This is a genomic window from Acetatifactor aquisgranensis, assembly GCF_943193215.1.
Taxonomy (GTDB): Bacteria; Bacillota; Clostridia; order Lachnospirales; family Lachnospiraceae; genus Acetatifactor; species Acetatifactor aquisgranensis.
Genome location: NZ_CALPDH010000033.1, coordinates 31,955 through 56,247, shown reverse-complemented (window position 1 = coordinate 56,247; position 24,293 = coordinate 31,955). Strand labels below are relative to the sequence as shown.

21 protein-coding genes and 1 tRNA gene are annotated in these 24,293 nt (G+C 53.7%); 21 read left to right on the top strand and 1 reads right to left on the bottom strand.

Features of this window, described 5'->3' with window-relative positions; all coding sequences use genetic code 11:
- Positions 1-37: 37 nt before the first annotated feature.
- The 17 genes from NFS35_RS22845 (at position 38) to NFS35_RS22765 (ending at position 17,429) form a co-directional block, all read left to right on the top strand.
- Positions 38-826, top strand: coding sequence for a hypothetical protein (locus NFS35_RS22845; RefSeq protein WP_251209373.1), 789 nt, complete (start codon positions 38-40; stop codon positions 824-826).
- A 69-nt stretch (positions 827-895) separates the two neighbouring features.
- Complete coding sequence (locus tag NFS35_RS22840) at positions 896-2,683, top strand: hypothetical protein (RefSeq protein ID WP_251209372.1); 1,788 nt, start codon at positions 896-898, stop codon at positions 2,681-2,683.
- 77 nt (positions 2,684-2,760) lie between these two features.
- Positions 2,761-3,396, top strand: coding sequence for an imidazole glycerol phosphate synthase subunit HisH (hisH, locus tag NFS35_RS22835; protein ID WP_251209371.1), 636 nt, complete (start codon positions 2,761-2,763; stop codon positions 3,394-3,396).
- Positions 3,397-3,418: 22 nt separating this feature from the next.
- Positions 3,419-4,177 (top strand): imidazole glycerol phosphate synthase subunit HisF, encoded by a 759-nt coding sequence (gene hisF, locus NFS35_RS22830; RefSeq protein ID WP_251209370.1) that lies wholly within the window; start codon positions 3,419-3,421, stop codon positions 4,175-4,177.
- 80 nt (positions 4,178-4,257) lie between these two features.
- Positions 4,258-4,932, top strand: a complete 675-nt coding sequence (locus NFS35_RS22825; RefSeq protein WP_251209369.1) for a uracil-DNA glycosylase — start codon at positions 4,258-4,260, stop codon at positions 4,930-4,932.
- A 51-nt stretch (positions 4,933-4,983) separates the two neighbouring features.
- Positions 4,984-6,261 (top strand): diaminopimelate decarboxylase, encoded by a 1,278-nt coding sequence (locus NFS35_RS22820; RefSeq protein WP_251209368.1) that lies wholly within the window; start codon positions 4,984-4,986, stop codon positions 6,259-6,261.
- Between the two features lie 59 nt (positions 6,262-6,320).
- Complete coding sequence (locus NFS35_RS22815) at positions 6,321-7,427, top strand: S66 family peptidase (protein ID WP_251209367.1); 1,107 nt, start codon at positions 6,321-6,323, stop codon at positions 7,425-7,427.
- A 153-nt stretch (positions 7,428-7,580) separates the two neighbouring features.
- A tRNA-Leu gene (locus NFS35_RS22810) sits at positions 7,581-7,663 on the top strand.
- A 182-nt stretch (positions 7,664-7,845) separates the two neighbouring features.
- Positions 7,846-8,166 carry a hypothetical protein gene (locus NFS35_RS22805; protein WP_251209366.1) on the top strand — a complete coding sequence of 107 codons (321 nt, stop codon included), beginning with the start codon at positions 7,846-7,848 and terminating at the stop codon, positions 8,164-8,166.
- A gap of 126 nt (positions 8,167-8,292) precedes the next feature.
- Complete coding sequence (locus NFS35_RS22800; protein WP_251209365.1) at positions 8,293-9,264, top strand: aldolase catalytic domain-containing protein; 972 nt, start codon at positions 8,293-8,295, stop codon at positions 9,262-9,264.
- A gap of 180 nt (positions 9,265-9,444) precedes the next feature.
- On the top strand, positions 9,445-10,716 hold the full coding sequence (locus NFS35_RS22795; protein ID WP_251209364.1) for an O-acetylhomoserine aminocarboxypropyltransferase/cysteine synthase family protein: 1,272 nt from the start codon (positions 9,445-9,447) through the stop codon (positions 10,714-10,716).
- A 66-nt stretch (positions 10,717-10,782) separates the two neighbouring features.
- On the top strand, positions 10,783-11,130 hold the full coding sequence (locus NFS35_RS22790; protein WP_251209363.1) for a hypothetical protein: 348 nt from the start codon (positions 10,783-10,785) through the stop codon (positions 11,128-11,130).
- 137 nt (positions 11,131-11,267) lie between these two features.
- A complete protein-coding gene (gene polA, locus NFS35_RS22785; protein WP_251209362.1) occupies positions 11,268-13,964 on the top strand; it encodes a DNA polymerase I in 2,697 nt (898 codons plus the stop codon).
- Between the two features lie 166 nt (positions 13,965-14,130).
- Positions 14,131-14,736 (top strand): dephospho-CoA kinase, encoded by a 606-nt coding sequence (coaE, locus tag NFS35_RS22780; protein ID WP_251209361.1) that lies wholly within the window; start codon positions 14,131-14,133, stop codon positions 14,734-14,736.
- A gap of 21 nt (positions 14,737-14,757) precedes the next feature.
- Positions 14,758-15,555 (top strand): MBL fold metallo-hydrolase, encoded by a 798-nt coding sequence (locus tag NFS35_RS22775; protein ID WP_251209360.1) that lies wholly within the window; start codon positions 14,758-14,760, stop codon positions 15,553-15,555.
- Positions 15,556-15,728: 173 nt separating this feature from the next.
- Positions 15,729-16,001, top strand: coding sequence for an ACT domain-containing protein (locus NFS35_RS22770; RefSeq protein ID WP_251209359.1), 273 nt, complete (start codon positions 15,729-15,731; stop codon positions 15,999-16,001).
- A 63-nt stretch (positions 16,002-16,064) separates the two neighbouring features.
- Entirely contained in the window at positions 16,065-17,429 is a 1,365-nt protein-coding gene (locus tag NFS35_RS22765; RefSeq protein ID WP_251209358.1) for a PFL family protein, read from the top strand.
- A 67-nt stretch (positions 17,430-17,496) separates the two neighbouring features.
- On the opposite strand, the gene NFS35_RS22760 is transcribed toward NFS35_RS22765, so the two are convergent.
- Positions 17,497-18,780: a tRNA(Met) cytidine acetate ligase gene (locus NFS35_RS22760; RefSeq protein ID WP_251209357.1), complete on the bottom strand. Its 1,284-nt coding sequence runs from the start codon at positions 18,778-18,780 to the stop codon at positions 17,497-17,499.
- Between the two features lie 317 nt (positions 18,781-19,097).
- Here NFS35_RS22760 and pta point away from each other — a divergent pair, with 317 nt between their 5' ends.
- The 4 genes from pta (at position 19,098) to gltX (ending at position 24,192) form a co-directional block, all read left to right on the top strand.
- On the top strand, positions 19,098-20,099 hold the full coding sequence (gene pta, locus NFS35_RS22755; RefSeq protein ID WP_251209356.1) for a phosphate acetyltransferase: 1,002 nt from the start codon (positions 19,098-19,100) through the stop codon (positions 20,097-20,099).
- A 57-nt stretch (positions 20,100-20,156) separates the two neighbouring features.
- Entirely contained in the window at positions 20,157-21,353 is a 1,197-nt protein-coding gene (locus tag NFS35_RS22750; RefSeq protein ID WP_251209355.1) for an acetate kinase, read from the top strand.
- A 170-nt stretch (positions 21,354-21,523) separates the two neighbouring features.
- Positions 21,524-22,639, top strand: a complete 1,116-nt coding sequence (locus NFS35_RS22745; protein WP_251209354.1) for a C39 family peptidase — start codon at positions 21,524-21,526, stop codon at positions 22,637-22,639.
- 101 nt (positions 22,640-22,740) lie between these two features.
- Positions 22,741-24,192, top strand: a complete 1,452-nt coding sequence (gltX, locus tag NFS35_RS22740) for a glutamate--tRNA ligase (RefSeq protein ID WP_251209353.1) — start codon at positions 22,741-22,743, stop codon at positions 24,190-24,192.
- Positions 24,193-24,293 lie beyond the last annotated feature (101 nt).

Sequence of the window (24,293 nt, the reverse complement as noted above, 5' to 3'; positions counted from 1 at the left end):
GAAGAGAGGCTTTTCGATGGAAGAGGAGCATTCCAGGGTGGGTAAGATGAAGAATGATGAGATTCTGGAAACGTTTGCACAGTCGGATATGGTGCTGGTAGGACTGGGAGAGGATTTCGACGGAACGGGATTTCTGCGCCGGGAGGAAATGTATCGCTTTGGCGGTGAAAAGTTAAAGGAAAACGGTTTTCACTGGCTGATACCCGCGTGGAACGAATTCTGCGTGAAAAAGACCGGGAACGCTGCTCTGGACGCGGGATTTGAAAAGCTGGCGGGCATCCTGGGGGGAAAGAATCATTTTGTGGTCTCCGTATCCATGCACAGCAGGGCGGGCTCGGTGGGCAGGGTGGTGATGCCCTGCGGCTCTTCGCAGATGAAGCAGTGCGTTGAAGGCTGCGAGGGGACGCTGCTTGCGGTGACGGAGCAGGACAAGGACAGGATGAACCGCTTTTTTGAGGAACTGTACGCGGGCCGCTTCCCGGAGGAGGGCTTTTCCCTGTCAGAAACCTGTCCGGAGTGCAGCGCCGGGTTGGTGCTGAATAATGTGTACGCGGAAAATTATAATGAAGCGGGATATCTGGAACAGTGGAGGCTCTATACAAAATGGCTCCAGGGAACCCTGAATCACAAGCTGTTCGTGCTGGAGCTGGGTGTGGGGATGCGTTTTCCTTCCGTGATTCGCTGGCCTTTTGAGAAAGTGGCATTTTTTAACCAGAAAGCATATTTATGCAGAGTTCATGAAAAATTGTATCAATTGACAAAAGAATTAGCAGAAAAGGGATGTGGAATTTCAAAGAATGCGATTGATTGGCTGGGAGAGCTGTGATAAAATAGGAATGGATATTTTGAGCCGGTAATAATGAAGAGGGCATTCATAGAAATCGGAGGAGAAGACATGTCTTCCAATGAGAGAAACATAAATGGAAATGAAGAAACTGAAAGCTATGGAATAGACGCTGTCACAGAAATGTCGGCAGAGGAGATAGAGAGGCTTTTGGCTGAAAGCGCGGGGACAGGTTCAGGGGAACAGTCTCCTGGGGAGGATATTCAGGAGGATGTCCTGGATATGCTGGAGAAAACCGAGAACCATGATGACGATCTGTCGGATATTCAGGATATGCTGAAAAAATCTGACAGAAAGGAGACGATTGATGCGGGCGACGCGGAAGAGGCAGACGTTCAGCGGAACCCGGTAGATAAGCTGCTGGCAGATATAGAAGGAACTGCAGAAGAGGTGGAAAAGCCCATGAGCGCCAAAGAACGGAAAGCGCTGGAGAAGCAACAAAAAGCGCAGGAAAAGGCCGAAAAGGCTGCAAGGAAAAAGGCGGACAAGGAAGCAGCGAAAGCCGAGAAGCTCCGGAATAAACGCGGCAGAGATGCGGAAGAGGCCGCGGAGCCGGAGAAGAGCAGGAAAGGGGGGACTGGAGAGATAGAAGAGTTCGACCTGCTCCAGGACAAGGACCTGCTTGACAGCATTGTCTCCGATGCGGGGAAACTGGGAGACGAGAAGAGGGATGATGATTCGCGGGAAGGGAAAGGCTTCAGCGTGAATCAACTGGGAGAAGAATATGATGCTGCCCGGGAGAGGGAGACATTAGAAGCGGAAAGGATGAAAGAAAAAAGCGTGAAGCCAGAGAAAGAAGATACAGCGGAATCCAATATCATGGAATTGGATATGGAAGAGATAGATGCTTTTATTCCTGATATCTCCAGTGAACCAAAGGAAGAGCCCAAACCGAAGCAGAAGGGCGGTCTTATGACCAAAATCATTTCGATGCTGATGGAGGAGGAAGAAGAGCCGGAGAACGAAGACATTCCGCTTTCGGATGAAAATCAGGAAATCCTTCGGGATTTAGACCAGGAAAAGGGCGCCGGGGACAAAGGAAAGAAAGCAAAGAAAGCGAAGAAACCGGCGAAGAAAAAGGAGAAGAAGAAAAAAGCACCGAAGCCTGCCAAGCCGCCGAAACCGAAGAAACCAAAGAAAGAGCCTGAGCCTTATGCGGGCAAGAAGATTACCTTTAAGAAAGCATTGCCCATTCTGCTTTTGGGTGCTACGGTGGGAGCGGTGGTGTTCATCTTCGTGAATCTGGCAGTGGATTTTTCCGTGAAGCAGGAGGCGGCGGAAGCTTACAAAAATGGGGATTATGAGACCTGTTACAAGAACCTGTACGGCAAGAAGCTCAGCGATGAGCAGGCACAGATGTATGGAAAGGCAGAGAGCATTCTCTACATGGAGCAGGAGTGCCGCAAATACGATATTGTCATGCAGTATGGCACCGAAGTGCAGGCCCTCGACAGTCTGCTCCAGACGGTGAATGAATATCCGGCGGTTCATGAGTATGCCGCTCAGTGTGAGGCCCTGCCGGAGGTAGAGGAAATCTATGCCAGAATCATCGGCATCCTTTTTGACAGATATGGCATCACAGAGGACCAGGCTAAGGAAATCGCGGCGATAGGTAGCAGCATAGAGTATACCAGAGCCGTCACCGCTGTGGCGGGGGGTAAAGGCTATGGCGCCGGAAGCACTCCGGCAGTACCCCTGCAGCCGGAGGATGTTCCTGAAGAAATCCCGGAAGAAGTCCAGGGAGAGCCGGATAATCAGCCGGATGAAAGCGCGGAAGCGCTTCCGGATGAACTGCCGGAAGAGGCAGGGCTTGACGATGGCCTTTTCTTAGATGACTGATGCAGGAAGACGGAATTGCGATAAATAGTTGCTGCAATAATGCTTAAGACATGGACAGAATGTGAGATAAGAGCAGTATGATTGCGATAATCGATTATGATGCCGGAAATATCAAGAGCGTGGAGAAGGCCCTGATTCATCTGGGACAGGAAGCGACAGTTACCAGGGACGCGGAGACGATTCAGAACGCGGACGGCGTAATTCTGCCGGGTGTGGGGGCTTTCGGGGATGCAATGGGAAAGCTGCGCGCTTATGGCCTGGTGGACGTGATTCGCCGGTATGTGGACAGCGGCAGGCCTTTTCTGGGAATCTGCCTGGGACTGCAGCTTTTGTTCGAGGGCAGCGAAGAGAGCCCGGGCGTGGAGGGGCTCCGTATTCTGAGAGGACAGATTCTGCGGATTCCTCAGGAGAAAGGGCTTAAAGTGCCGCATATAGGCTGGAACAATCTGCGCTATCCCCGGAGAGGGCGCCTGTTCGAGGAAATCGGCGGGGAGGACGCACAGAACGGCAGCTATGTCTATTTCGTGCATTCATATTATCTGCAGGCGGCAGAGGAGGAAATCGTCACGGCCACCGCGGAATACGGCGTGACAATCCATGCTTCTGTGGAAAAAGGAAATGTGTTCGCCTGTCAGTTCCATCCGGAGAAGAGCTCGGAGACCGGAATGGGGATTCTGCGGAATTTCTGCAGGGTATGCGGGTTGGAAGATTGATTTGTCAGGCAGAGGAGACAGAATGCATACAAAGAGGGTGATTCCCTGTCTGGACATCAAGGACGGCAGGGTGGTAAAAGGAATCAATTTTGTGAATCTGAAAGACGCGGGAGACCCTGCGGACGTGGCGGCAGCCTACGACAGGGCCGGCGCGGATGAGGTGGTGTTCCTGGATATCACGGCTTCCTCGGACAGCAGGGCTACCCGGACGGAGTGGGTGCGCCAGGTGGCCTCGGAGCTGTTCATCCCTTTCACGGTGGGCGGAGGCATCCGCACGGTGGAGGATTTCAGGGCCATTCTGCGGGAGGGCGCGGACAAGATTTCCGTGAATTCGGCGGCAATCATGAATCCAGGGCTGATATCCGACGCGGCGGATAAATTCGGAAGCCAGTGCGTGGTGGTGGCCATCGACGCCAAGAGGCGGCACTCCGGCGGCTACAGCGTATACAAAAACGGCGGCCGGGTGGACGTAGGACTGGATGCGGTGGAATGGGCCATGGAGGCGGAGCGGCTGGGAGCGGGGGAGATTCTGCTGACCAGCATGGACGGAGACGGCACCAAGGCAGGATATGATCTGGAGCTGACAAAAGCGGTGGCGGATGCGGTGGAGATACCCGTAATCGCGTCCGGCGGCGCAGGGAGGCCGGAGCATTTTTATGAGGCTTTGGCGGAAGCGGGGGCCGAGGCGGTGCTGGCGGCGTCGCTGTTTCATTATAAGGAACTGGAAATCCGGCAGGTGAAAGAGTACCTGCGGAGCCGGGGAGTCAGCGTCAGGCTGTAGGGAGAGGATAATTGCCTGCTTTTGCTTTAGAATGGATGTTCTGGCATATACAATATGAGGAAGGATGAGGGATACAAACGATGGGAATGATTTCAAATGACTGGCTGGCGGAGCTGGGGACGGAATTCAATAAACCTTATTATAAGACTTTGTATGAGTTCGTGAAGACAGAGTATAATACCACACAGGTGTTTCCGCCTGCGGACGATATTTTCAATGCCTTTCATCTGACTCCCTTAAGCAAAGTGAAGGTGGTCATCATAGGGCAGGATCCCTATCACAATGTGGGACAGGCCCATGGGCTATGCTTTTCCGTAAAGCCGGAGGTGGACGTTCCGCCATCCCTGGTGAATATTTATAAGGAACTGCAGGATGATCTGGGGTGCTATATCCCCAATAACGGCTATCTGGTAAAGTGGGCGGAGCAGGGCATTCTGATGCTGAATACGGTCCTGACAGTCCGTGCCCATCAGGCGAATTCCCACAGGGGGAGAGGCTGGGAAGAGTTCACGGACGCGGCTATACGTGTCCTGAACAAGCAGGACAGGCCTATTGTCTTCATCCTCTGGGGCCGTCCGGCCCAGATGAAAGAGAAAATGCTGGACAATCCGAAGCATTTGATATTGAAAGCAGCACATCCAAGCCCTCTGTCTGCCCGCAATGGATTCTTCGGCAGCAGGCCTTTCAGCCAGACCAACAGGTTCCTGGAGGAGAACGGACTGGAGCCTGTCGACTGGCAGATTGAGAATGTATAATCCGGAATTCCAAGTCGCCTGTGCCGACTTTGGAGAAACAGAGGAGGACTAATGGAAAAGAAAGCATTTGTCACAAAAGAACAGATTGAAGAAATCGTAAAATCATATCCAACCCCCTTTCATATCTATGATGAGAGGGGGATTCGTGAGAATGTGGAGGCTTTGAAGGAGGCCTTTGCCTGGAATAAAGGATATAAGGAGTTTTTTGCGGTGAAGGCCACGCCCAATCCTTTTCTGATTCAGATTCTGAAAGAGTACGGCTGCGGCTGTGACTGTTCCTCTTATACGGAACTGATGCTCAGCGAGGCGGTGGGGCTGCGCGGGGAGGACATCATGTTCTCCTCCAACGAGACACCTGCGGAGGAGTTCGCCCTGGCGGCAAGACTGGGTGCCACCATTAATTTAGACGATATTACGCATATTGATTTCCTGGAAAAGACACTGGGTTATCTGCCGAAGACCCTGAGCTGCCGCTTCAATCCGGGCGGATATTTTTCTCTGGGGACGGACATTATGGACAATCCCGGGGATGCTAAGTACGGCTTTACAAGAGAACAGATGTTTGATGGTTTTCGGATTTTGAAAGAAAAGGGAGTGGAGCATTTCGGCATCCATGCCTTTCTGGCCAGCAATACGGTGAGCAATGAGTATTATCCCACGCTGGCGGGGCAGCTGTTCGAGCTGGCGGTGGAGCTGCAGAAAGAGACAGGGGCCCATATCGCTTTCGTCAATCTGTCGGGGGGAATCGGGATTCCCTACCGGCCGGACCAGGAGCCCAATGACATCCGGGCCATCGGAGAGGGCGTAAGGAAAGCATATGAAGAGATTCTGGTGCCTGCCGGCATGGGGGATGTGGCGGTGTATACGGAGCTTGGGCGCTATATGACGGGGCCTTTCGGGCATCTGGTGACCAGGGTGATTCACGAGAAGCATATCCATAAGGAATATGTGGGGGTGGACGCCTGCGCGGTGAATTTGATGCGTCCGGCTATGTACGGGGCCTATCACCATATCACAGTGCTGGGCAAGGAGGATGCGCCCCATGACCATATGTATGACGTGGTGGGGTCTCTGTGTGAGAATAATGATAAGTTCGCCATTGACAGAATGTTGCCCGAGGTGGAGATTGGAGATTATATCATAATCCATGATACCGGCGCTCACGGTTTTTCCATGGGATATAATTATAACGGGAAATTGAAATCGGCGGAGCTGCTGCTTCGTGAGGACGGGAGTGCAGAGCTGATTCGCCGGGCGGAGACGCCGAAGGACTATTTTGCTACTTTTGACGGATTTGAGGTATTTGACAGGATGTTCCCGGAAGCTTGACTGACTCGTGGGCCGGGACGGCAGAATGGGAAATGTAATAAAGAGCAGGGAGAATTGACATGAGATATCCGAAATTTTTGTCCCGGGGAGGCACAATCGGGTTTCTGGCGCCGTCTTTTGGGTGCAATATCGAGCCGTACCGGACGGCTTTCGATCATGCCGTCAAGAAGTGGCAGGGGATGGGATACCGCACGGTATTCGGCCCGAACTGCTACGCCGGGGAGGGCATCGGCATCAGCAATACGCCTGAGAAATGTGCCAGGGAAGTGATGGAGATGTTCCTCTCAAAGGAGGCGGGTTGCCTGATTTCCTGCGGTGGGGGAGAACTGATGTGCGAAGTCCTGCCTTATGTGGATTTCAGCAAGCTCGCGGAGGCCGAGCCGAAGTGGTACATGGGGTATTCTGACAATACGAATCTGACCTATCTGCTGGCGACTTTGGCGGACACGGCTTCGGTCTATGGCCCCTGTGCGCCCTCCTTTGGCATGGAGCCATGGCATGAGGCCCTGGCGGACGCATTCGGCATCCTGACGGGGCAGGATGCCGCGGAAAGGGATACAGAAAAAGCAGGAGACGGCCGGAACAGCAGCGAGAGGATTTCGGCAGGATGCAGGGCCGTAGTACATGGATACGAGATGTGGGAGAAAGAATCCCTCAAAAGCGAGGAGAACCCGCTGGCACCCTATAATCTGACGGAAAAGCGCAGCATCCGCAGTTATCTGGGCAGAGAAAGCGTTTCGGGAGATCTGCGGTTTCAGGGCAGGCTTCTGGGAGGCTGCCTGGATTGCCTGGTGAACCTGCTGGGTACCCGTTTCGACAGGACCAGGGAATTCACGGAGAGATACCGGGAGGACGGCATTATCTGGTTTCTGGAGGCCTGCGACCTGAACGTATTCGCCATCCGCCGCGGCCTGTGGCAGATGGAGGAGGCTGGCTGGCTTTCCCATGTAAAGGGATTCCTGATTGGCAGGCCCGCAAACGGAGAGGCTATGATGGGGCTGGATGCTTACGGCGCGGTGCTGGAGGTGGCCGGGCGCAAGAATGTGCCGGTCATCATGGATGTGGATCTGGGACATCTGCCTCCCATGATGCCGGTTGTCGTGGGAAGCATGGCGGATGTGGCGGTGCATGGGAATGATATCCGGATTGAGATGCAGTATGTTTGAGGGCTGCCTGGATATAATTTTTAGACAATTTCTTAAAAAAGAATAAATAGTGCGAAAGTGGAAAATGGAAAATTATTGCTTGTCAAAGGACATTTTCTGTGATAGAATTGATGTGTTGTGAGGGATTTTCTGCATAAGCTTCGCAGCATATAGGCCGGCGTGTCGGAATGGCAGACGAGGCAGACTCAAAATCTGTTGTGGGCAACCACGTGCGGGTTCAAGTCCCGCTGCCGGCATCATTTAAAATCGCTTGGATACCAGTAAAATCATGGGTTCCGGCGGTTTTTGTTTTATATTAGGGTGTTGTAAGCAGGAAGATTCAATTTGTGGAGAAGATACCGGAAGATTTACTGGAGAGGACATAGCGTATGTGAAAGCGTTTTTTGATTTTTGCCATCTGGCGGAAGGGGGGAAAAGCATGGATGAAGTGAAAATGCTGATTTCCTGTGTTGTGGAAAAAGAGGGCAGGAAAATCGTGCGGCTCTCTTTTCTGCGGGAAATGGAAGAAAGGCATTCCATGGAAGAAAAGCATTCCATGGAAGAAAAGCATTCCATGGAAGAGGGGCACTCCATAGATTACGCGGAGGGCATCCTGCCCGAGGGAATCGTGGTGAAGTCAGAGGGCTTCACGGAGGAGGAAGTGAGTAAGCTGGAAGCCTATATAAGGGCGAACAGAAAGGATATCCTGAAACAGGCGAAAGAGATTAATCCCCTGCGGAATTGGATAAATGGAAAATAACTCTTGACTTCCGCACTTTAAACCGCTAAAATCATAAGGAGCGATGAAATGAATCAGCGGCATGAATGAAGATATATCCGTGGTAAAGATATTTTCAGGCCGCAAATGCAGAAGGAGTGAGAAGCCATGAAAGAAATATCGAATCTGATTGCGTACCGCCCGGATGTCAAGGTAGTGGATGCCACGCTGCGCGACGGCGGACTGGTAAATAATTTCTATTTTACCGATGAATTTGTAAAAGCGCTGTATCTGGCGAACCTGCGGGCCGGCGTGGACTATATGGAGTTCGGATATAAGGCGTCTAAGGAAATGTTCGATGAGGATAAGTTCGGCAAGTGGAAATTCAGCAAGGATGAGGATATCAGGAAAATCGTGGGTGAGAATGCCACGGATCTGAAGATTGCCGTGATGGCAGACGTGGGCAGGTGCGAGAAGACGGATATCATCGACCGGACGGACAGCCCCATAGACATGATTCGGGTAGCCGCTTATGTGAACGCGATTCCGGGGGCCGTCGATCTGATTGAGGATGCCTCCAAAAAGGGATATGAGGTCAGCTGCAATATCATGGCCATTTCCCATTCCCTGGAGGGAGAACTGCGGGCGGCTCTGGATATCCTGGGGCAGACGCCTGTAGATGTATTGTATATCGTGGACAGCTACGGCGCCATGTATCCGGAGCAGATTGCGCGTTTCGCGGACATGTATCTGGAATTTGCCACGAAATACGGCAAGAAAGTGGGAATCCATGCCCACAATAATCAGCAGCTGGCTTTCGCCAATACCATCGAGGCGGTGGGAGACGGCGTGGACTGGTTAGACGCAACTTACGCTTCTATGGGAAGAGGGGCAGGGAACTGTGCCATGGAGCTGCTGCTGGGTTTCCTGCGCAATCCCAAGTACAATGTATACCCTGCCATCCGGTTCGTGGACAAATATATGAACCAGCTTAAGAATGAAGGCGTGGTGTGGGGGTATGATTTACAGTACCTGATGACAGGGCTTCTGAACCAGCATCCCAGAGCGGCCATCCAGTTCACCAATGAGAAGCGGACGGATTATACAGAGTTCTACAAGGAAATGGTGGCACAGGATTGACAGGGAGCGGAACCTGACTTAAGGCGGGGCGTCTTTGGGCGCTCTGTTTTTTTGCAAAGATATGCTAAGTTTTTTACCAGAGCGAGAAATGGTTGAATTTCCCTGCTGAAATGTGTATACTGAGTAGTAGATTCGCATACAGCCTATCAAAACAGAGTCCAGACACAGGAGGAAACCAGAATGAAAATCGACAGCATATGCGTACAGGGCGGTTACACGCCGGGAAACGGGGAGCCTCGCCAGATACCGATTATCCAGAGCACTACCTTTAAATATGATACCAGCGAGGAGATGGGGAAGCTCTTCGATTTAGAGGCCAGCGGTTATTTCTACACCAGACTGCAGAACCCTACAAACGACTATGTGGCGGCGAAGATTGCCCAGTTGGAGGGCGGTACGGCGGGAATGCTGACCAGCAGCGGGCAGGCCGCAAATTTCTATGCGCTTTTTAATATATGCAGCTGCGGGGATCATATTGTTTCCTCCAGCACCATTTACGGCGGCACTTTCAACCTGATATCCGTCACCATGAAAAAAATGGGCATTGATGTGACATTTGTGAGCCCGGATGCCACAGAGGAGGAATTGAACAAGGCTTTTCGGGAGAATACTAAAGCTGTGTTCGGCGAGACCATCGCGAATCCTGCCCTGACCGTACTGGATATCGAGAAGTTCGCCAGATGCGCCCATGCCCACGGCGCGCCCCTGATTATAGACAATACCTTTGCCACCCCTGTCAACTGCCGGCCTTTCGAGTGGGGCGCGGACATCGTGACCCATTCCACCACGAAGTACATGGACGGCCACGGCGCTGCGGTAGGCGGTGCCATCGTGGACAGCGGCAAATTCGACTGGATGGCCCATGCGGACAAATATCCCGGACTCTGCACGCCGGATGACAGCTACCATGGCATCACTTACGCGGAGAAGTTCGGCAAAGAGGGCGCTTTCATCACGAAATGTACCGCGCAGCTGATGCGGGATTTCGGCTCCGTCCAGAGCCCCCAGAACGCCTTTATCCTGAATCTGGGCCTGGAAAGCCTGCATGTGCGCGTGAAGCGCCACTGTGAGAACGGCCTGGCGGTGGCGGAATTTTTATCCAACCATCCGGAGGTTGCTTATGTCAACTATTGCGGCCTGCCGGGCGATAAGTATTATCCCCTGGCGCAGAAATATCTGCCGGAGGGCAGCTGCGGCGTAGTCTCCTTTGGCTTGAAAGGAGGCAGGGAGGCGGCCGGCTGCTTCATGAAGAAACTGAAGATCGCGGCAATCGAGACCCATGTGGCGGATGCCCGCACCTGCTGCCTGAATCCGGCTTCCAGCACCCATCGCCAGATGACGGACGAGCAGCTGAAAGAGGCAGGCGTGCCCGCGGAGCTGATTCGCATCAGCTGCGGAATCGAGGACAAGGAAGATCTGATTGCGGATATCGCCCAGGCGCTGGAGAACTGAGCCGATTTCCATATTTTGACGAAACGGTGTGTACGATATGCGTAAGAGGGGCAGGAGGTGGCATGCTTGACAGTGTGGAACAGGAGAGAAAATGCGGAGTGCAGGGAATTCGAGAAGCTGATTCCCGGCTTTATCGGGAGGAAGCTGGACTTCCCTACCCTGAAGCGGTTCTATGAGCACAGGGAGTCCTGTGAGGAGTGTAAAGAGGAACTGGATATCCGGTTCCTCGTGTCGGAGGGCATGCAGCGCCTGGAGGACGGCAATGCTTTCGACCTGCAGTCCGAGCTGAGAGAGCGCCTGGACGAGACCAGGCGGAAAATCAAGGTAAACTGTGCTTTCCTGTATGCGGGAATTGCCATGGAGCTTGTGGCCGCGTGCCTGCTTGTCAGCGCGTTCGTTTGGATTTTGCTGTGATATTTTGGAATATGGTACTGCATGTTAGTGAAAATTGCAGTAAACTGCAACGAAAGAGCGCCAGCCATATATGCCTGCTTTGGGCAGATTTGTAAATTCTGGCGGTCTTGAGTATAATTCGGAGAGGCGGAAATGTGATGGAGAAGGGCGGAAAGCTTGTACTGATAGACGGACATAGCATTTTGAACAGGGCCTTTTACGGGGTGCCGGACCTGACGAATGCGGAGGGGCTGCACACAAATGCTATATACGGTTTCTTGAATATTATGTTCCGGATTTTAGAAGAGGAGAAACCGGATTTCCTTGCGGTGGCGTTCGATGTGCATGCGCCTACATTCCGCCATGAGATGTACGAGGCATACAAGGGCACCAGGAAACCCATGCCGGAAGAGCTGCGGCAGCAGGTGCCTGTGATGAAGGATGTGCTGAAGGCCATGGGCGTGACCATCGTGGAGCATGCGGGGCTGGAGGCGGACGATATTCTGGGAACGCTGGCAAAGAAAGCGCAGGCACAGGGGCTGGAGGTGTCTCTTTTGTCCGGCGACAGGGACCTGCTGCAGATTGCGGATAAGCATATCAAAATCAGAATCCCCAAGACCAAGATGGGGAAGACGGAAGTGGAGGATTATTATCCGGAGGATGTGCTGGCCGCCTTTCAGGTGACGCCTCTCCAGTTCATAGATTTGAAGGCTCTGATGGGTGACAGTTCGGATAATGTGCCGGGAGTGCCCAAGGTAGGGCAGAAGACTGCCACGGAACTGATGGTGCAGTACGGCTCCATGGAAAATATTTATGCCCATGTGGAGGAAATATCCAAGAAGAGCATCCGGGAATCCCTGATGGCGAACAGAGAGCTGGCGGATCTGAGCAAAGCGCTGGTCACCATCAGGACGGACAGCGATGTGTCCATTGATTATGAGGCTTCCAGGGCGGAGGGCTTCTATACGGAAGAGGTCTATGAGCTGTTCAAGGAACTGGAATTCAGGAATATGCTCAGCCGCTTCGACGAGGAGAAGAAAGACGACAATAGTGTCATCTCCGGCACTTTCCGGAGGATGGAGAGTCTTAAGGCATTTTTGGGAAAAATAGAGAAGATAAAGGACGGCCGGCGCGCAGGCCTATATCTGGCTGCGGAGGGGGACGTTCTCCTGGCCGCTGCGGCATCCGTGGGGGAAGAGACATATTTTTATGCATTTCCGGCGGAGGAAAATATGCAGCTTTCTTTCTTTGCGGAGTATGAGGAGAAGCAAAAGGAAGACGAGGATGCCGCCGTCTGCGCGGAGGGGCTGAAAGCGCTGTCTGCCAGAGCGCGGATCGCGGCATTTGACATCAAGAGGCTGTACCCATACCTGGAACAGGATACTACTGAACGTTATTTCGATATCCTGATAGGGGCCTATCTGCTGAATCCGCTGAAAAGCGACTATGCGCTGGAAACCATTGCCGCCGAGCATCTGAACCTGCAGATTCCCGGCTGGGCGGAATGTTTCGGCAAGCAGAAGAGCAGGGACGCGGCGCAGGCGCAGCCGGATAAGTTCGCGGAGTACTGTTGTTACGGGGCCTATGTGTCGTATCAGGCGGCAAATGTGCTGGAGAGAAAACTGGAGGATGCCGGCATGGAGACACTCATGCGGGAGATGGAGATGCCGCTGTCTCTGGTGCTGTACGATATGGAGCGCGAGGGCGTGGAGGTGCGCAGGGAAGAGCTGAAAGCTTACGGCGACGCGCTGGTGGAGCGGATTCAGGATCTGGAACGGTCCATCCACGCACAGGCCGGAGCGGAGTTCAATATCAATTCCCCCAAACAGCTGGGAGAGGTTCTGTTCGATACCATGAAGCTTCCCGGCGGCAAGAAGACCAAAACCGGGTATTCCACAGCGGCGGACGTGCTGGAGAAGCTTTCGGAGGAGGCTCCCATTGTCAGGGACATTCTGGAGTACAGGCAGCTGACCAAGCTAAAATCCACCTATGCGGACGGCCTTGCTGTCTATATCGGTGAGGACAGAAGAATCCATACCAATTTCAACCAGACCATCACGGCCACGGGGCGCATCAGCTCCACGGAGCCGAACCTGCAGAACATTCCCATGCGCATGGAGCTGGGCAGGCGCATCCGAAAGGTGTTCGTGCCCAGGGAGGGCTGCGAGTTCATGGATGCGGACTACTCCCAGATTGAACTGCGCGTCCTGGCCCATATGTCGGGGGACGGGCAGCTGATAGAGGCCTACCATATGGATCAGGACATCCACAGAATCACGGCGGCAAAGGTGTTCCATACGCATCCCGGGGAGGTCACGGATCTCCAGCGCCGCAACGCCAAGGCCGTGAACTTCGGCATTGTGTACGGCATCAGCTCCTTTGGCCTGAGCCAGGATCTGAGCATCAGCAAGAAGGAGGCGGCGGATTATATCGAACAGTATTTCGCCACCTATCCGGGGGTCAAGACATTCCTGGACAATCTGGTCAGTGAGGCGAAAGAAAAGGGGTATGTCACCACGATGTTCGGCAGGAGGAGGCCCGTTCCGGAACTGACATCCTCGAATTTCATGCAGCGTTCCTTTGGAGAGAGGGTGGCCATGAATTCGCCCATACAGGGCACGGCGGCGGACATCATCAAGATTGCCATGATACGGGTCTGGAAAGCGCTGCGGGAGAGCGGCCTGAAGTCCAGATTGATTCTGCAGGTTCACGATGAGCTGGTCATAGAGACCTGCCGGGAGGAAGAGGAACAGGTAAGGCAGATACTCCTGACGAACATGCGGGAGGCAGCGGACCTGGCGGTAGCGCTGGAGGTGGATCTGCATACCGGGGACAACTGGTATGAGGCAAAGTGATGGAGCGGGACAGACAAAAACGGAAAAGCCCATCGGAAAGACAGCGCGGCGGATTATATGGCGAAAGGGAGCAAAATCCAGCGGGCACCGTACGGATCGGGCTGCGGTTGCGTGATGGAAAAGGCCGGCAGGAAAACAGGAGGCGGCACTGGACAGGAGGGCGTAAATGCGTTTCATAGGAATTACGGGAGGCGTCGGTGCCGGAAAATCCGAGATATTGAATTATATCCGAAAGCGCTATCCGTGTGAAATCTATCTGGCGGACGAGGTGGCGCATCTGGTGAAGCAGCCGGGGACAGAATGCTATGACGCCCTGGTGGAGCTGCTGGGGCAGGATGTGACGGACGAAAGCGGGCAGATTGACAAGGCAGCCATGGCGGACAGGATTTTTGCGAATCCTGCGCTTTTGGAACAGGTAAACGGCATCATCCATCCGGCGGTCAGGAAATTCCTTCTGGAGCGGCTGGCGGAGGCGAAAACGGCGGAGGAGACAGAGCTGTTTTTCGTGGAGGCGGCGCTCCTGATTGAAGGAGGATATCTTGCGCTGGTGGACGAGATGTGGTATATTTATGCGGATGAGGCTGTCAGGAGAAAAAGGCTCCGGGCCTCCAGGGGCTACAGCGAGGAGAAAATCGCGCGGATTATGTCCAGTCAGTTGACGGAAGAGCAGTTTCGGGAAAACTGTGACTACATAATAGACAACAGCGGCGATTTTGCCGAAAGCTGTCGACAGATTGATGAAAGGCTGTCCGGGACAGCTAAAAGACATTAAGAAGGATGGAATCAGACGAAAATGAGATTATGCAGCATCGCAAGCGGAAGCAGCGGAAACTGTATCTATGTGGGATCGGAGGCCGCCCATCTGCTTGTGGACGTAGGGATAAGCGGCAGGAAGACGGAGGCGGGCTTAAAGGAACTGGATCTCTCGGGAAATGATATAGACGGAATTTTGATAACGCATGAACATGCGGACCATATACAGGGCCTTGGCGTTATCGCAAGGAAGTATGGGATACCTGTTTATGCCACGGCGGGCACTATAGCGGCCATGAGGAACTGTTCGGGGCTGGGCAATGTGGACCAGGGGCTGTTCCATGAGGTGCGGGAGGACCAGAAATTCATCATAAAGGATCTGACCATCAATCCCATGCGGATTTCCCATGACGCCGCGCAGCCGGTGGGCTATCGAATCGCCTATGGCAGCAGGCGGGTGGCTGTCTGTACGGATCTGGGAGTATATAATGACTATACGGTGGAATGCCTTAAAGGAATGGACGCGCTGCTTTTGGAGGCGAACCATGATGTGAACATGCTCCAGGTAGGGCCTTATCCCTATTATCTGAAGCAGCGGATTCTGGGGGAGCGGGGGCATCTGTCCAATGAGAATACGGGCAGGCTCCTGTGCCGTATTCTGCATGACGGGCTGAAAAGCATCCTGTTGGGCCATCTGAGCAAGGAGAACAATCTGCCGGAACTGGCCTATGAGTCCGTGCGGATGGAGATCAACATGGGCGACACCCCCTATAAGGCAGGGGATTTCGATATTCGGGTGGCGCGGCGCAGTGAGGTGACGCCAGCAGTCTTAGTGTGAGAAGAAGTTCTAAGGCCGTAAGGTACACGGCTGGGATTGCAGGCGAATAAATTCGCGCTGCAATCCATCTCAAACTTGCACCAGTTTTTTATTACAGGATGCTGTCGGATGGCAATGGCGGGAACAGTAAAGTGAATCTGGATGCGTTAGGAGCGCATGGAACGGAGGGATATATGAAAAGGACGATTATTACAGTTGTAGGAAAGGACACTATCGGTATTATCGCTAAGGTTTGCACTTATCTGGCTGAGAATGGGATCAACATTCTGGATATTTCTCAGACTATTGTGCAGGGATATTTTAATATGATGATGATTGTGGATACCAGCACCACGTCGAAGCCGTTCGGGGATATGGCGGATGAGATGATGGCTCTGGGGGAGAAGACCGGGGTGCAGATTAAGTGCCAGAAAGAAGAGATATTCGATAAAATGCATAGAATTTAACGGGGGAATGTGTTTCGGAAAGGCCGTTAGACGGCAGTTCGGTGTCGGGCATGGAGGATGACTATGATAAACATATATGAAGTGGCAGAGACCAACAAGATGATTACAGAGGAGAACCTGGACGTGCGCACTATCACGCTGGGCATCAGCCTGTTGGACTGCATTGATTCCGATTTACAGAGGCTGAATGAAAAAATCTATACAAAAATATATGAGGCCGCTAAGGATTTGGTGAAGACCGGGGAAGAGATTTCCAGGGAATTCGGCATTCCCATCGTCAACAAGAGGATATCCGTGACTCCGATTGCCCTGATAGGCGGCTCTGCCTGTAAGACGACGGAGGATTTTGCCTCTGTGGCGAAGACCCTGGACAGGGTGGCCAAAGAAGTCGGGGTGAACTTCATCGGCGGCTATTCCGCGCTGGTGAGCAAGGGAATGACGGCGGCGGACGAGCTGCTGATTCGCTCTATCCCGCAGGCCCTTTCTGCCACAGAGCGCGTATGCTCCTCCGTGAATCTGGGCTCTACCAGGACTGGCATCAATATGGACGCCGTGAGGCTCATGGGAGAAATCATCAAATCCACCGCGGAGCATACCAGAGAGGACGACTCTCTGGGCTGCGCAAAGTTAGTGGTATTCTGTAATGCACCAGACGATAATCCGTTTATGGCAGGCGCGTTCCACGGCGTCACGGAGGCGGATAAGGTCATTAACGTAGGAGTCAGCGGCCCCGGCGTGGTGAAGACCGCCCTGGAGAAAGTGCGGGGCGAAAACTTCGAGGTGCTCTGCGAGACGATAAAAAAGACGGCCTTTAAGGTGACGAGAGTGGGACAGCTGGTGGCCCAGGAGGCTTCGGCGATGCTGGATGTGCCTTTTGGAATCGTGGATCTGTCTCTGGCGCCTACGCCGGCTATCGGCGACAGCGTGGCGGATATCTTATGTGAAATGGGTCTGGAATATGCGGGCGCTCCCGGCACTACGGCGGCGCTGGCGCTTTTGAACGATCAGGTGAAGAAAGGCGGCGTGATGGCTTCCTCCTATGTGGGGGGCTTAAGCGGCGCGTTCATCCCGGTCAGCGAGGATCAGGGGATGATCAATGCGGTGCAGGCGGGGGCCCTGACGCTGGAGAAGCTGGAGGCCATGACCTGCGTCTGTTCCGTGGGCCTGGACATGATTGCCATTCCCGGAGACACGAAAGCGCCCACCATATCCGGCATCATCGCGGATGAGATGGCCATCGGCATGGTGAACCAGAAGACCACCGCCGTCCGCATCATCCCTGTCGTCGGCAAAGGAGTGGGGGAGACCGTGGAATTCGGAGGCTTGTTGGGCTATGCGCCCATCATGCCGGTGAATCAGTTCGGCTGCGAGGCGTTCGTCAACCGGGGCGGAAGGATTCCGGCACCGATACACAGTTTCAAGAACTGAAACAGAACAGATTCCTGTTCCGCTGTACAGTTTCCAAACCGGGCAGGTGACCTGGCCTGGAATCGGTTTATAGAATAATGGGTGATGCAGAAATTTCGTTCAGGGGAGGACGCCTGCTGTCAGCCCGCGCGATTTCCCTGTAAAGCCTGCTGGCAAAGATATCCAGTTCCAAAAGCCTGTTCGCTTCGGCGGACAGGCTTTTTCGCGCGTCGGGCACGCTTGTCACCAGGGGGATGGCGGTGTGCTCTTTGACCGCGCTAAGCAGAGGCGCCGCGGAACGCCTGAAACCCAGCACCCGCGCATAGGGAGCATAATCCAGTTTTTTCCCAAGTTCCATATCATCCTTTTTAATACCGAGCAAAATGTGCAGCAGGCATCTGCTGATTCTGGCGTAGGTCATATTTTTCGTCTTGAGCATATCGCAGAAGTCTTCAAAGCTGGTGTAGAATCTCAGCTGATTTCTGATTCGGTCCGAAAGCTCAGGGGACATATCAAGATATTTCTCATAGCCCGCGGTTTTCTCCGGCAATTCTTCCATCATCAGCCTATAATACAGGATGGATGAAAAATCGTCAGGACGCAGAGGCTTTTGCGCATTCAGATAGTCCGCGAGAACCGCGGAAGCCTCCGGAGGCATATGCGCCGCCAGCTGCTCCAGGCTTTCCCCCTGATACATAGCCTGGCGAAGAGCAAGGGCAGAACAGGCATTTTCCGGAGACGGAATATCTTCCGGCAGCCCGGCATCATGGTAGTCTGCCCCCAGCCGCCTGACTGTGACAGGCAGGACTGCGCTGTTTCGCCTGCGAAGAGCGCGGATATACTCGATGCCCAGTATATTGTTGGGCGAAGAGACGAGGCTTTCAAAGTCTCCGGGCAGATTGGGATGTGTGTCAGGATGCGCCAAGGCTTTCAGGGCCTGTGCCCTGGCAGCGGGATAAGCGCAGCCCTGTCTGAGGGATGCTTTCAGCGCGGCGCTGTACCCGGGCGGTTCCTCCGAGAGAATCTCCGCGATTTCCCCCAAAGCTTCCGCATCGCCGCACTCGCTGCCGAAGCATAGATGGGTGACGACTCCTAAGCGGTCCAACAACGCCGCCGCGCCTGCGGCGAAAAATTCCGCGCTGGCCGTGGCGTACAGAACTGGAAGTTCCAGAACCAGATCCGTTCCGCAGCGCAGCGCAGCCTCCGTCCGTGCCCTCTTGTCCGCCAGTGCGGGAGCGCCGCGCTGGACGAAATCCCCGCTCATGACCACGACGGTGTAGTCGCATTCTGTGAGACGCGCCGATTCCTGGAGCTGATAGAGATGGCCATTGTGGAACGGATTGTATTCGGCGATAATGCCATTCACTTTCATAAAAAGCCTCCTGAAAGCGGATAAACGAAATTCCGCATAAAAATATAAAATGACAATGTGAAAAAAATAACATACTTGAAAGCGTTTACATTTGCGCAACCATGGGGTGTTGACAGGAAACGCCGCAAAGCGCGTGTATCGGAAAATATACAATTAATCGAATATTTATGCTTGTACATTGTTTCCTTTTTTAGTATAATATGGTTAATACAGTTTGTTAAGTGGAAAATTGATTAAGATTTGCGGCCAAATTGGCCGAACTGTACGGCAGAATGAATATGAGAATCGCGAAAAATGCGCTGGAAAGGAGAAAAGATATGTCATATATTGACAAAATCAAGGAAAGAGCCAAGCTCGACAGGAAGACCATTGTGCTACCGGAATCCAAGGATAAGAGAACGCTGCTGGCAGCTGCAAAGATTGTGGAAGAGGGCATTGCGGACATCATCATGGTGGGCAATGAAGAGAAGATCATGGATGGTGCCGGCTGGCTGGAAGTGGACCTTTCCGGCGTCACTGTCATCGATCCCGCCCTGACTCCCAAGCTGGAGGATTATGTGAATCTGCTGTATGAGACCAGAAAGTCCAAGGGCATGACAGAGGAAAAGGCCAGGGACATTCTCCTGAACGATTACCTGACATTCGGCATCGTGATGGTAAAGGCGGGAGACGCGGACGGCATGGTGGCCGGCGCCTGCCATTCCACGGCGGATACGCTGCGCCCTGCCCTGCAGATTTTGAAGACCGCCCCGGGCGTGAAGCTTGTCTCTGCATTCTTCGTCATGGACACCCAGTTCAAGGATCAGGGGGACGACGGCGCTTTTCTGTTCGCGGACTGCGGCCTGAACCAGGATCCCACCTCGGAGGAGCTGGCGGCCATTGCCGAGACCTCCTACAGAAGCTTTAAGTCCCTGATCGGTCCCAAGCCTGTCATCGCCATGCTGAGCCATTCCACCAAGGGAAGCGCGAAGCATCAGATGGTGGACAAAGTGGTGGAGGCCACAAGGATTGCGAAGGAGCAGTATCCCCATCTGGTGCTGGACGGCGAGCTGCAGCTGGACGCCGCCCTGGTTCCCGGCGTGGCTAAGTCCAAAGCGCCCGGCAGCCCCGTAGGCGGCAGGGCGAACATCCTGATTTTCCCCAATCTGGACGCGGGAAATATCGGCTATAAGCTGGTGCAGCGCCTGGGCGGCGCGGAGGCTTACGGCCCCATGCTGCAGGGAATCGCGAAACCTGTGAACGACCTGTCCCGCGGCTGTTCCTGGCAGGATATCGTCGGCGTAGTGGCGCTTACCGCCGTACAGGCCCAGCTCGCCTGACAGATGTAAGATTTGACCTCATAAAAGGCATTAAGATAAGAAAGGAAGCATTTTATTATGAAAGTTTTAGTCATCAATTGCGGAAGTTCCTCCCTGAAATTTCAGCTGATCGACTCGGAATCCGAGCGGTGCCTTGCGAAAGGCCTCTGCGAGAGAATCGGCATCGAGGGGAGCATGATAACCTATGCCCCTGAAAACGGCGAAAAGGAGAAGACAGTTACTCCCATGCCGGACCATACCGAGGCGATCCGCCTGGTGCTGGAGGCGCTGACCAATCCGAAGACAGGCGTCTTAAGCAGCCTGGAGGAAATCGGCGCGGTAGGCCACCGCATGGTACATGGCGGCGAGAAATTCGCAGGTTCCGTAGTGATAAATGATGAAGTCCTGGCAGCGGTAGAGGAGTGCAACGACCTTGCGCCTCTGCACAATCCGGCGAATCTGATTGGCGTCAATGCCTGTAGGAAACTGATGCCGGGCACCCCCATGGTGGGCGTGTTCGATACCGCTTTCCACCAGACCATGCCGGAGGAGGCTTATATGTACGGTCTGCCGTATGAATATTATCAGAAATACAAAATCAGAAGATACGGTTTCCACGGCACCAGCCACTCCTATGTATCCAGGCGGGCTGCTGAGGTCCTGGGAAAGGCATATGAGGATTTGAAGATCATCGTCTGCCATCTTGGCAACGGCGCCAGCGTCTCCGCTGTGAAGAACGGCAGATGCGTGGACACTTCCATGGGCCTGACTCCCCTGGAGGGCCTGATGATGGGCACCCGTTCCGGCGATATCGACCCGGCCATCATCGAATTCCTCGCCCACAAGGAGGGCAGGAGCATTGACGAGATCATGGCTGTGCTGAACAAGAAATCAGGCGTGCTGGGCCTTTCGGACAATCTTTCCTCTGATTTCCGTGACCTGGAGGACGGGTACCATGCCGGGGATGCCAATGCCGTCCGCGCCATGAAAGCATATTGCTACCGGGTGGCGAAATATGTCGGTTCCTATGTGGCGGCCATGAACGGTGTGGACGTCATCTGCTTCACGGCCGGCATAGGCGAGAACGCTCCGCTGGTGCGCACCTTTGTATGCGGGTATCTGGGATATCTGGGCGTGGAACTGGATCAGACAGCCAACGGAAAGCGCGGCGAGGATATCGCCATCACCACGCCGGAGAGCAGGACTACAGTCATGGTGATTCCTACCAATGAGGAGCTTGCCATTGCGCGAGAGACCGTTCGGCTGGTCAAATAGGCCGGAAATAGTTGAAAGGAGCCGGTAATGTCCAGCTCCTTTTTTGCGGCATAATTTTCTGGTATTTACAACTATGATACAGATATGTAGAAAATCTGTAACAAAGATAAGCTATTCTCGTATATATATTCATGGGCAATGAAATATGCTGCGGCAGACGGAGGAATAGCGTGAGAGACGGAAGAGGATATGACGGAGAGGAATACTGCGGAGAGGGCAGAAGGAGACAGATGCCCCGCCGGATGCGGGAGAGGGACAGGAAAGAGGTGTATTCCATGGCGAAAAAGCGCAGGGGCATTTACTTTCTGATCATATGCCTGCTTCTGGCGATGAACCTGTTGCTCCTGCTGGAACTGCAGGCACAGGTCAGGGGATTGAACAGAAATCTGAATCAGGCGCTGAGCAAAATGAGCGCCGGCTGGCAGGAGAATGCCCCGGAGCCGGAAAGCCAGTCAAAGCAGGATGTGCCGAATCAGAAGTATGAATCAGCGGGACCGGCAGGAGCGGAGGCAAAAGACGGCAATGTGGATTATGTGAGCCAGTGCGGTCTTTCGGAAGTGGACATGCCCGTGGACAGGAGTCCGGAGGAAGTGCTGCGGCGGTTGGAAGAACTGGCGCAGGACAACGAGCAGATCGCCGAAATCTATGAGAACCATTCTCTTTATTCGGACGCTATGCTGAAAGCGCTGGCCAACAACCCGGAGATGGCGGATTTTGTGAGGAATTCACTTTATACTGATAGAAATTCCGGCGATAGAAATAATGCTAAGGCAAGCCTTTCCAACCTGGAGAAAGGGCAGGATTTTCCGCTCTTCTTACAGTGGGATCCCAGATGGGGCTATAAGGAATACGGGGATGACAATATCGGTCTTTCCGGGTGCGGGCCTACCTGCGTATCCATGGCCATGTATTATCTGCTTAGGGATGAGACCGTCACCCCGGAAAAGGTGGCGGAATATGGGATGGAAAACGGCCATTATGTACTGGGGACCGGCACGGCCTGGGCGCTGCTGGAAGAATTTCCCATGACCTACGGAGTGAGCGTGAGCCAGCCGAAGGCTTCGGAGCAGACCATGAAAGACGTGCTGGATGAGGGCGGCGTCATCATCTGTTCTATGGGCCCGGGGGATTTTACGGCGGGGGGACATTTCATAGTCGTCTATGGTTATGACTCCGGAGGATTCTATATCAATGACTCTAACTGCGTGGCCCGCAGCAGGGAGAAATGGGATTATGGGAGGCTGGAGTGGCAGATTAAACATATGTGGGTCTACAGCGAAACCTAGCGCGGAGCACAGAAAGACGGTATTTGGATTTTTATGGTTGCAGTTTTGCCCAAAAGGTACTAAAATAGGTACATGACTAACTTTAGAGAGAGGAAGCGACCATGAAAATCAGAACAAGATACGCGCCCAGCCCTACGGGAAAGATGCATGTAGGCAATCTGCGATCGGCTTTGTATGAGTTTTTGATTGCTAAGCATGAAGGCGGGGATTTCATGCTCCGCATCGAGGATACCGATCAGGAGCGCTTCGTGGAGGGAGCCACGGAGATCATCTACCGCACGCTGGAAAAGGCCGGAATCACCCACGATGAAGGCCCGGACAAGGACGGCGGCTATGGCCCCTATGTACAGAGCGAGAGAATCAAGACCGGAATCTATATGAAGTACGCCAAAGAGTTGATTGAAAAAGGAGAAGCTTATTACTGCTTTTGCGATAAAGAACGGCTCGCGTCCCTGAAGACCGAGGTGGTGGAGGGAAAGGAAATCACCATCTATGACAAGCACTGCCTGTCTCTGCCAAAGGAAGAGATCGAGGCGAACCTGGCAGCGGGCAAGTCCTTTGTCATCCGTCAGAACAACCCGTCGGAGGGCACCACCACTTTCCACGACGAGCTGTATGGGGACATCACTGTGGAGAACGCGGAGATGGACGACATGATCCTCATCAAATCGGACGGCTATCCCACATATAATTTCGCCAATGTGGTGGACGACCATACCATGGACATCACCCATGTGGTGCGGGGGAACGAGTATCTGTCCTCCTCGCCCAAGTATACGCGCCTTTACGAGGCTTTCGGGTGGGAGCCCCCCAAATATGTACATCTCCCCCTCGTGACGGATGAGAATCACAAAAAGCTGGCGAAAAGGGGCGGGAGCTCTTCCTTTGAGGATTTGATAGAGCAGGGCTTTCTGCCGGAGGCCATCGTGAATTTCATCGCTCTGCTCGGGTGGAGCCCGGAGGAGAACCAGGAGATTTTTACCTTGGACGAGCTGATCCGGCAGTTCGATTACCATAGGATCAGCAAGTCCCCCACGGTGTTCGACATCGTGAAACTGCGGTGGATGAACGGCGAGTATATCAAGGCCATGGATTTTGACGCGTTTTATGAGATGGCCGAGCCGTATCTGAAGAAAGCGCTGACCAGGGGGCAGGATCTGAAGAAAATTGCCGCCATGGTGAAGACCCGCATCGAGGTGTTCCCCGACATCGCGGAGATGGTGGATTTCTTTGAGGAGCTGCCCGAGTATGACGTCTCCATGTACACCCACAAGAAGATGAAGACGAACACGCAGTCGTCCCTGGAGGTGCTGACAGAGCTGCTGCCCAGGCTGGAGGCCCAGGAGGATTACGGTAATGACGGACTGTATCAGATGCTCTCCAAGTACGTGGAGGAAAAGGGCGTAAAGAACGGCTATGTGATGTGGCCGATTCGTACCGCCGTGTCAGGCAAGCAGACCACCCCCGCAGGCGCCACCGAAATCATGGAGGTGCTGGGCAAGGAGGAGTCCCTGCGCAGAATCCGTAAAGGAATCGAGAAGCTGCAAAGTTAAACCATATTCTGTTTCTATCATCAGGAGGGCTGCCGGGAAAGCGCGTCAGACGCAGGATGGCGCGGCGTGGCGGAACGTTTCCGGCAGCCCTGATGTTTCTC

Coding starts and splice junctions, on each gene's coding strand:
- NFS35_RS22840 (WP_251209372.1), top strand. CDS start 896: ATGTCTTCCAATGAGAGAAACATAAATGGAAATGAAGAAACTGAAAGC.
- NFS35_RS22825 (WP_251209369.1), top strand. CDS start 4,258: ATGGGAATGATTTCAAATGACTGGCTGGCGGAGCTGGGGACGGAATTC.
- NFS35_RS22800 (WP_251209365.1), top strand. CDS start 8,293: ATGAAAGAAATATCGAATCTGATTGCGTACCGCCCGGATGTCAAGGTA.
- NFS35_RS22795 (WP_251209364.1), top strand. CDS start 9,445: ATGAAAATCGACAGCATATGCGTACAGGGCGGTTACACGCCGGGAAAC.
- pta (WP_251209356.1), top strand. CDS start 19,098: ATGTCATATATTGACAAAATCAAGGAAAGAGCCAAGCTCGACAGGAAG.
- polA (WP_251209362.1), top strand. CDS start 11,268: ATGGAGAAGGGCGGAAAGCTTGTACTGATAGACGGACATAGCATTTTG.
- hisF (WP_251209370.1), top strand. CDS start 3,419: ATGCATACAAAGAGGGTGATTCCCTGTCTGGACATCAAGGACGGCAGG.
- NFS35_RS22765 (WP_251209358.1), top strand. CDS start 16,065: ATGATAAACATATATGAAGTGGCAGAGACCAACAAGATGATTACAGAG.
- NFS35_RS22750 (WP_251209355.1), top strand. CDS start 20,157: ATGAAAGTTTTAGTCATCAATTGCGGAAGTTCCTCCCTGAAATTTCAG.
- NFS35_RS22820 (WP_251209368.1), top strand. CDS start 4,984: ATGGAAAAGAAAGCATTTGTCACAAAAGAACAGATTGAAGAAATCGTA.
- coaE (WP_251209361.1), top strand. CDS start 14,131: ATGCGTTTCATAGGAATTACGGGAGGCGTCGGTGCCGGAAAATCCGAG.
- gltX (WP_251209353.1), top strand. CDS start 22,741: ATGAAAATCAGAACAAGATACGCGCCCAGCCCTACGGGAAAGATGCAT.
- hisH (WP_251209371.1), top strand. CDS start 2,761: ATGATTGCGATAATCGATTATGATGCCGGAAATATCAAGAGCGTGGAG.
- NFS35_RS22775 (WP_251209360.1), top strand. CDS start 14,758: ATGAGATTATGCAGCATCGCAAGCGGAAGCAGCGGAAACTGTATCTAT.
- NFS35_RS22805 (WP_251209366.1), top strand. CDS start 7,846: ATGGATGAAGTGAAAATGCTGATTTCCTGTGTTGTGGAAAAAGAGGGC.
- NFS35_RS22815 (WP_251209367.1), top strand. CDS start 6,321: ATGAGATATCCGAAATTTTTGTCCCGGGGAGGCACAATCGGGTTTCTG.
- NFS35_RS22770 (WP_251209359.1), top strand. CDS start 15,729: ATGAAAAGGACGATTATTACAGTTGTAGGAAAGGACACTATCGGTATT.
- NFS35_RS22760 (WP_251209357.1), bottom strand. CDS start 18,780: ATGAAAGTGAATGGCATTATCGCCGAATACAATCCGTTCCACAATGGC.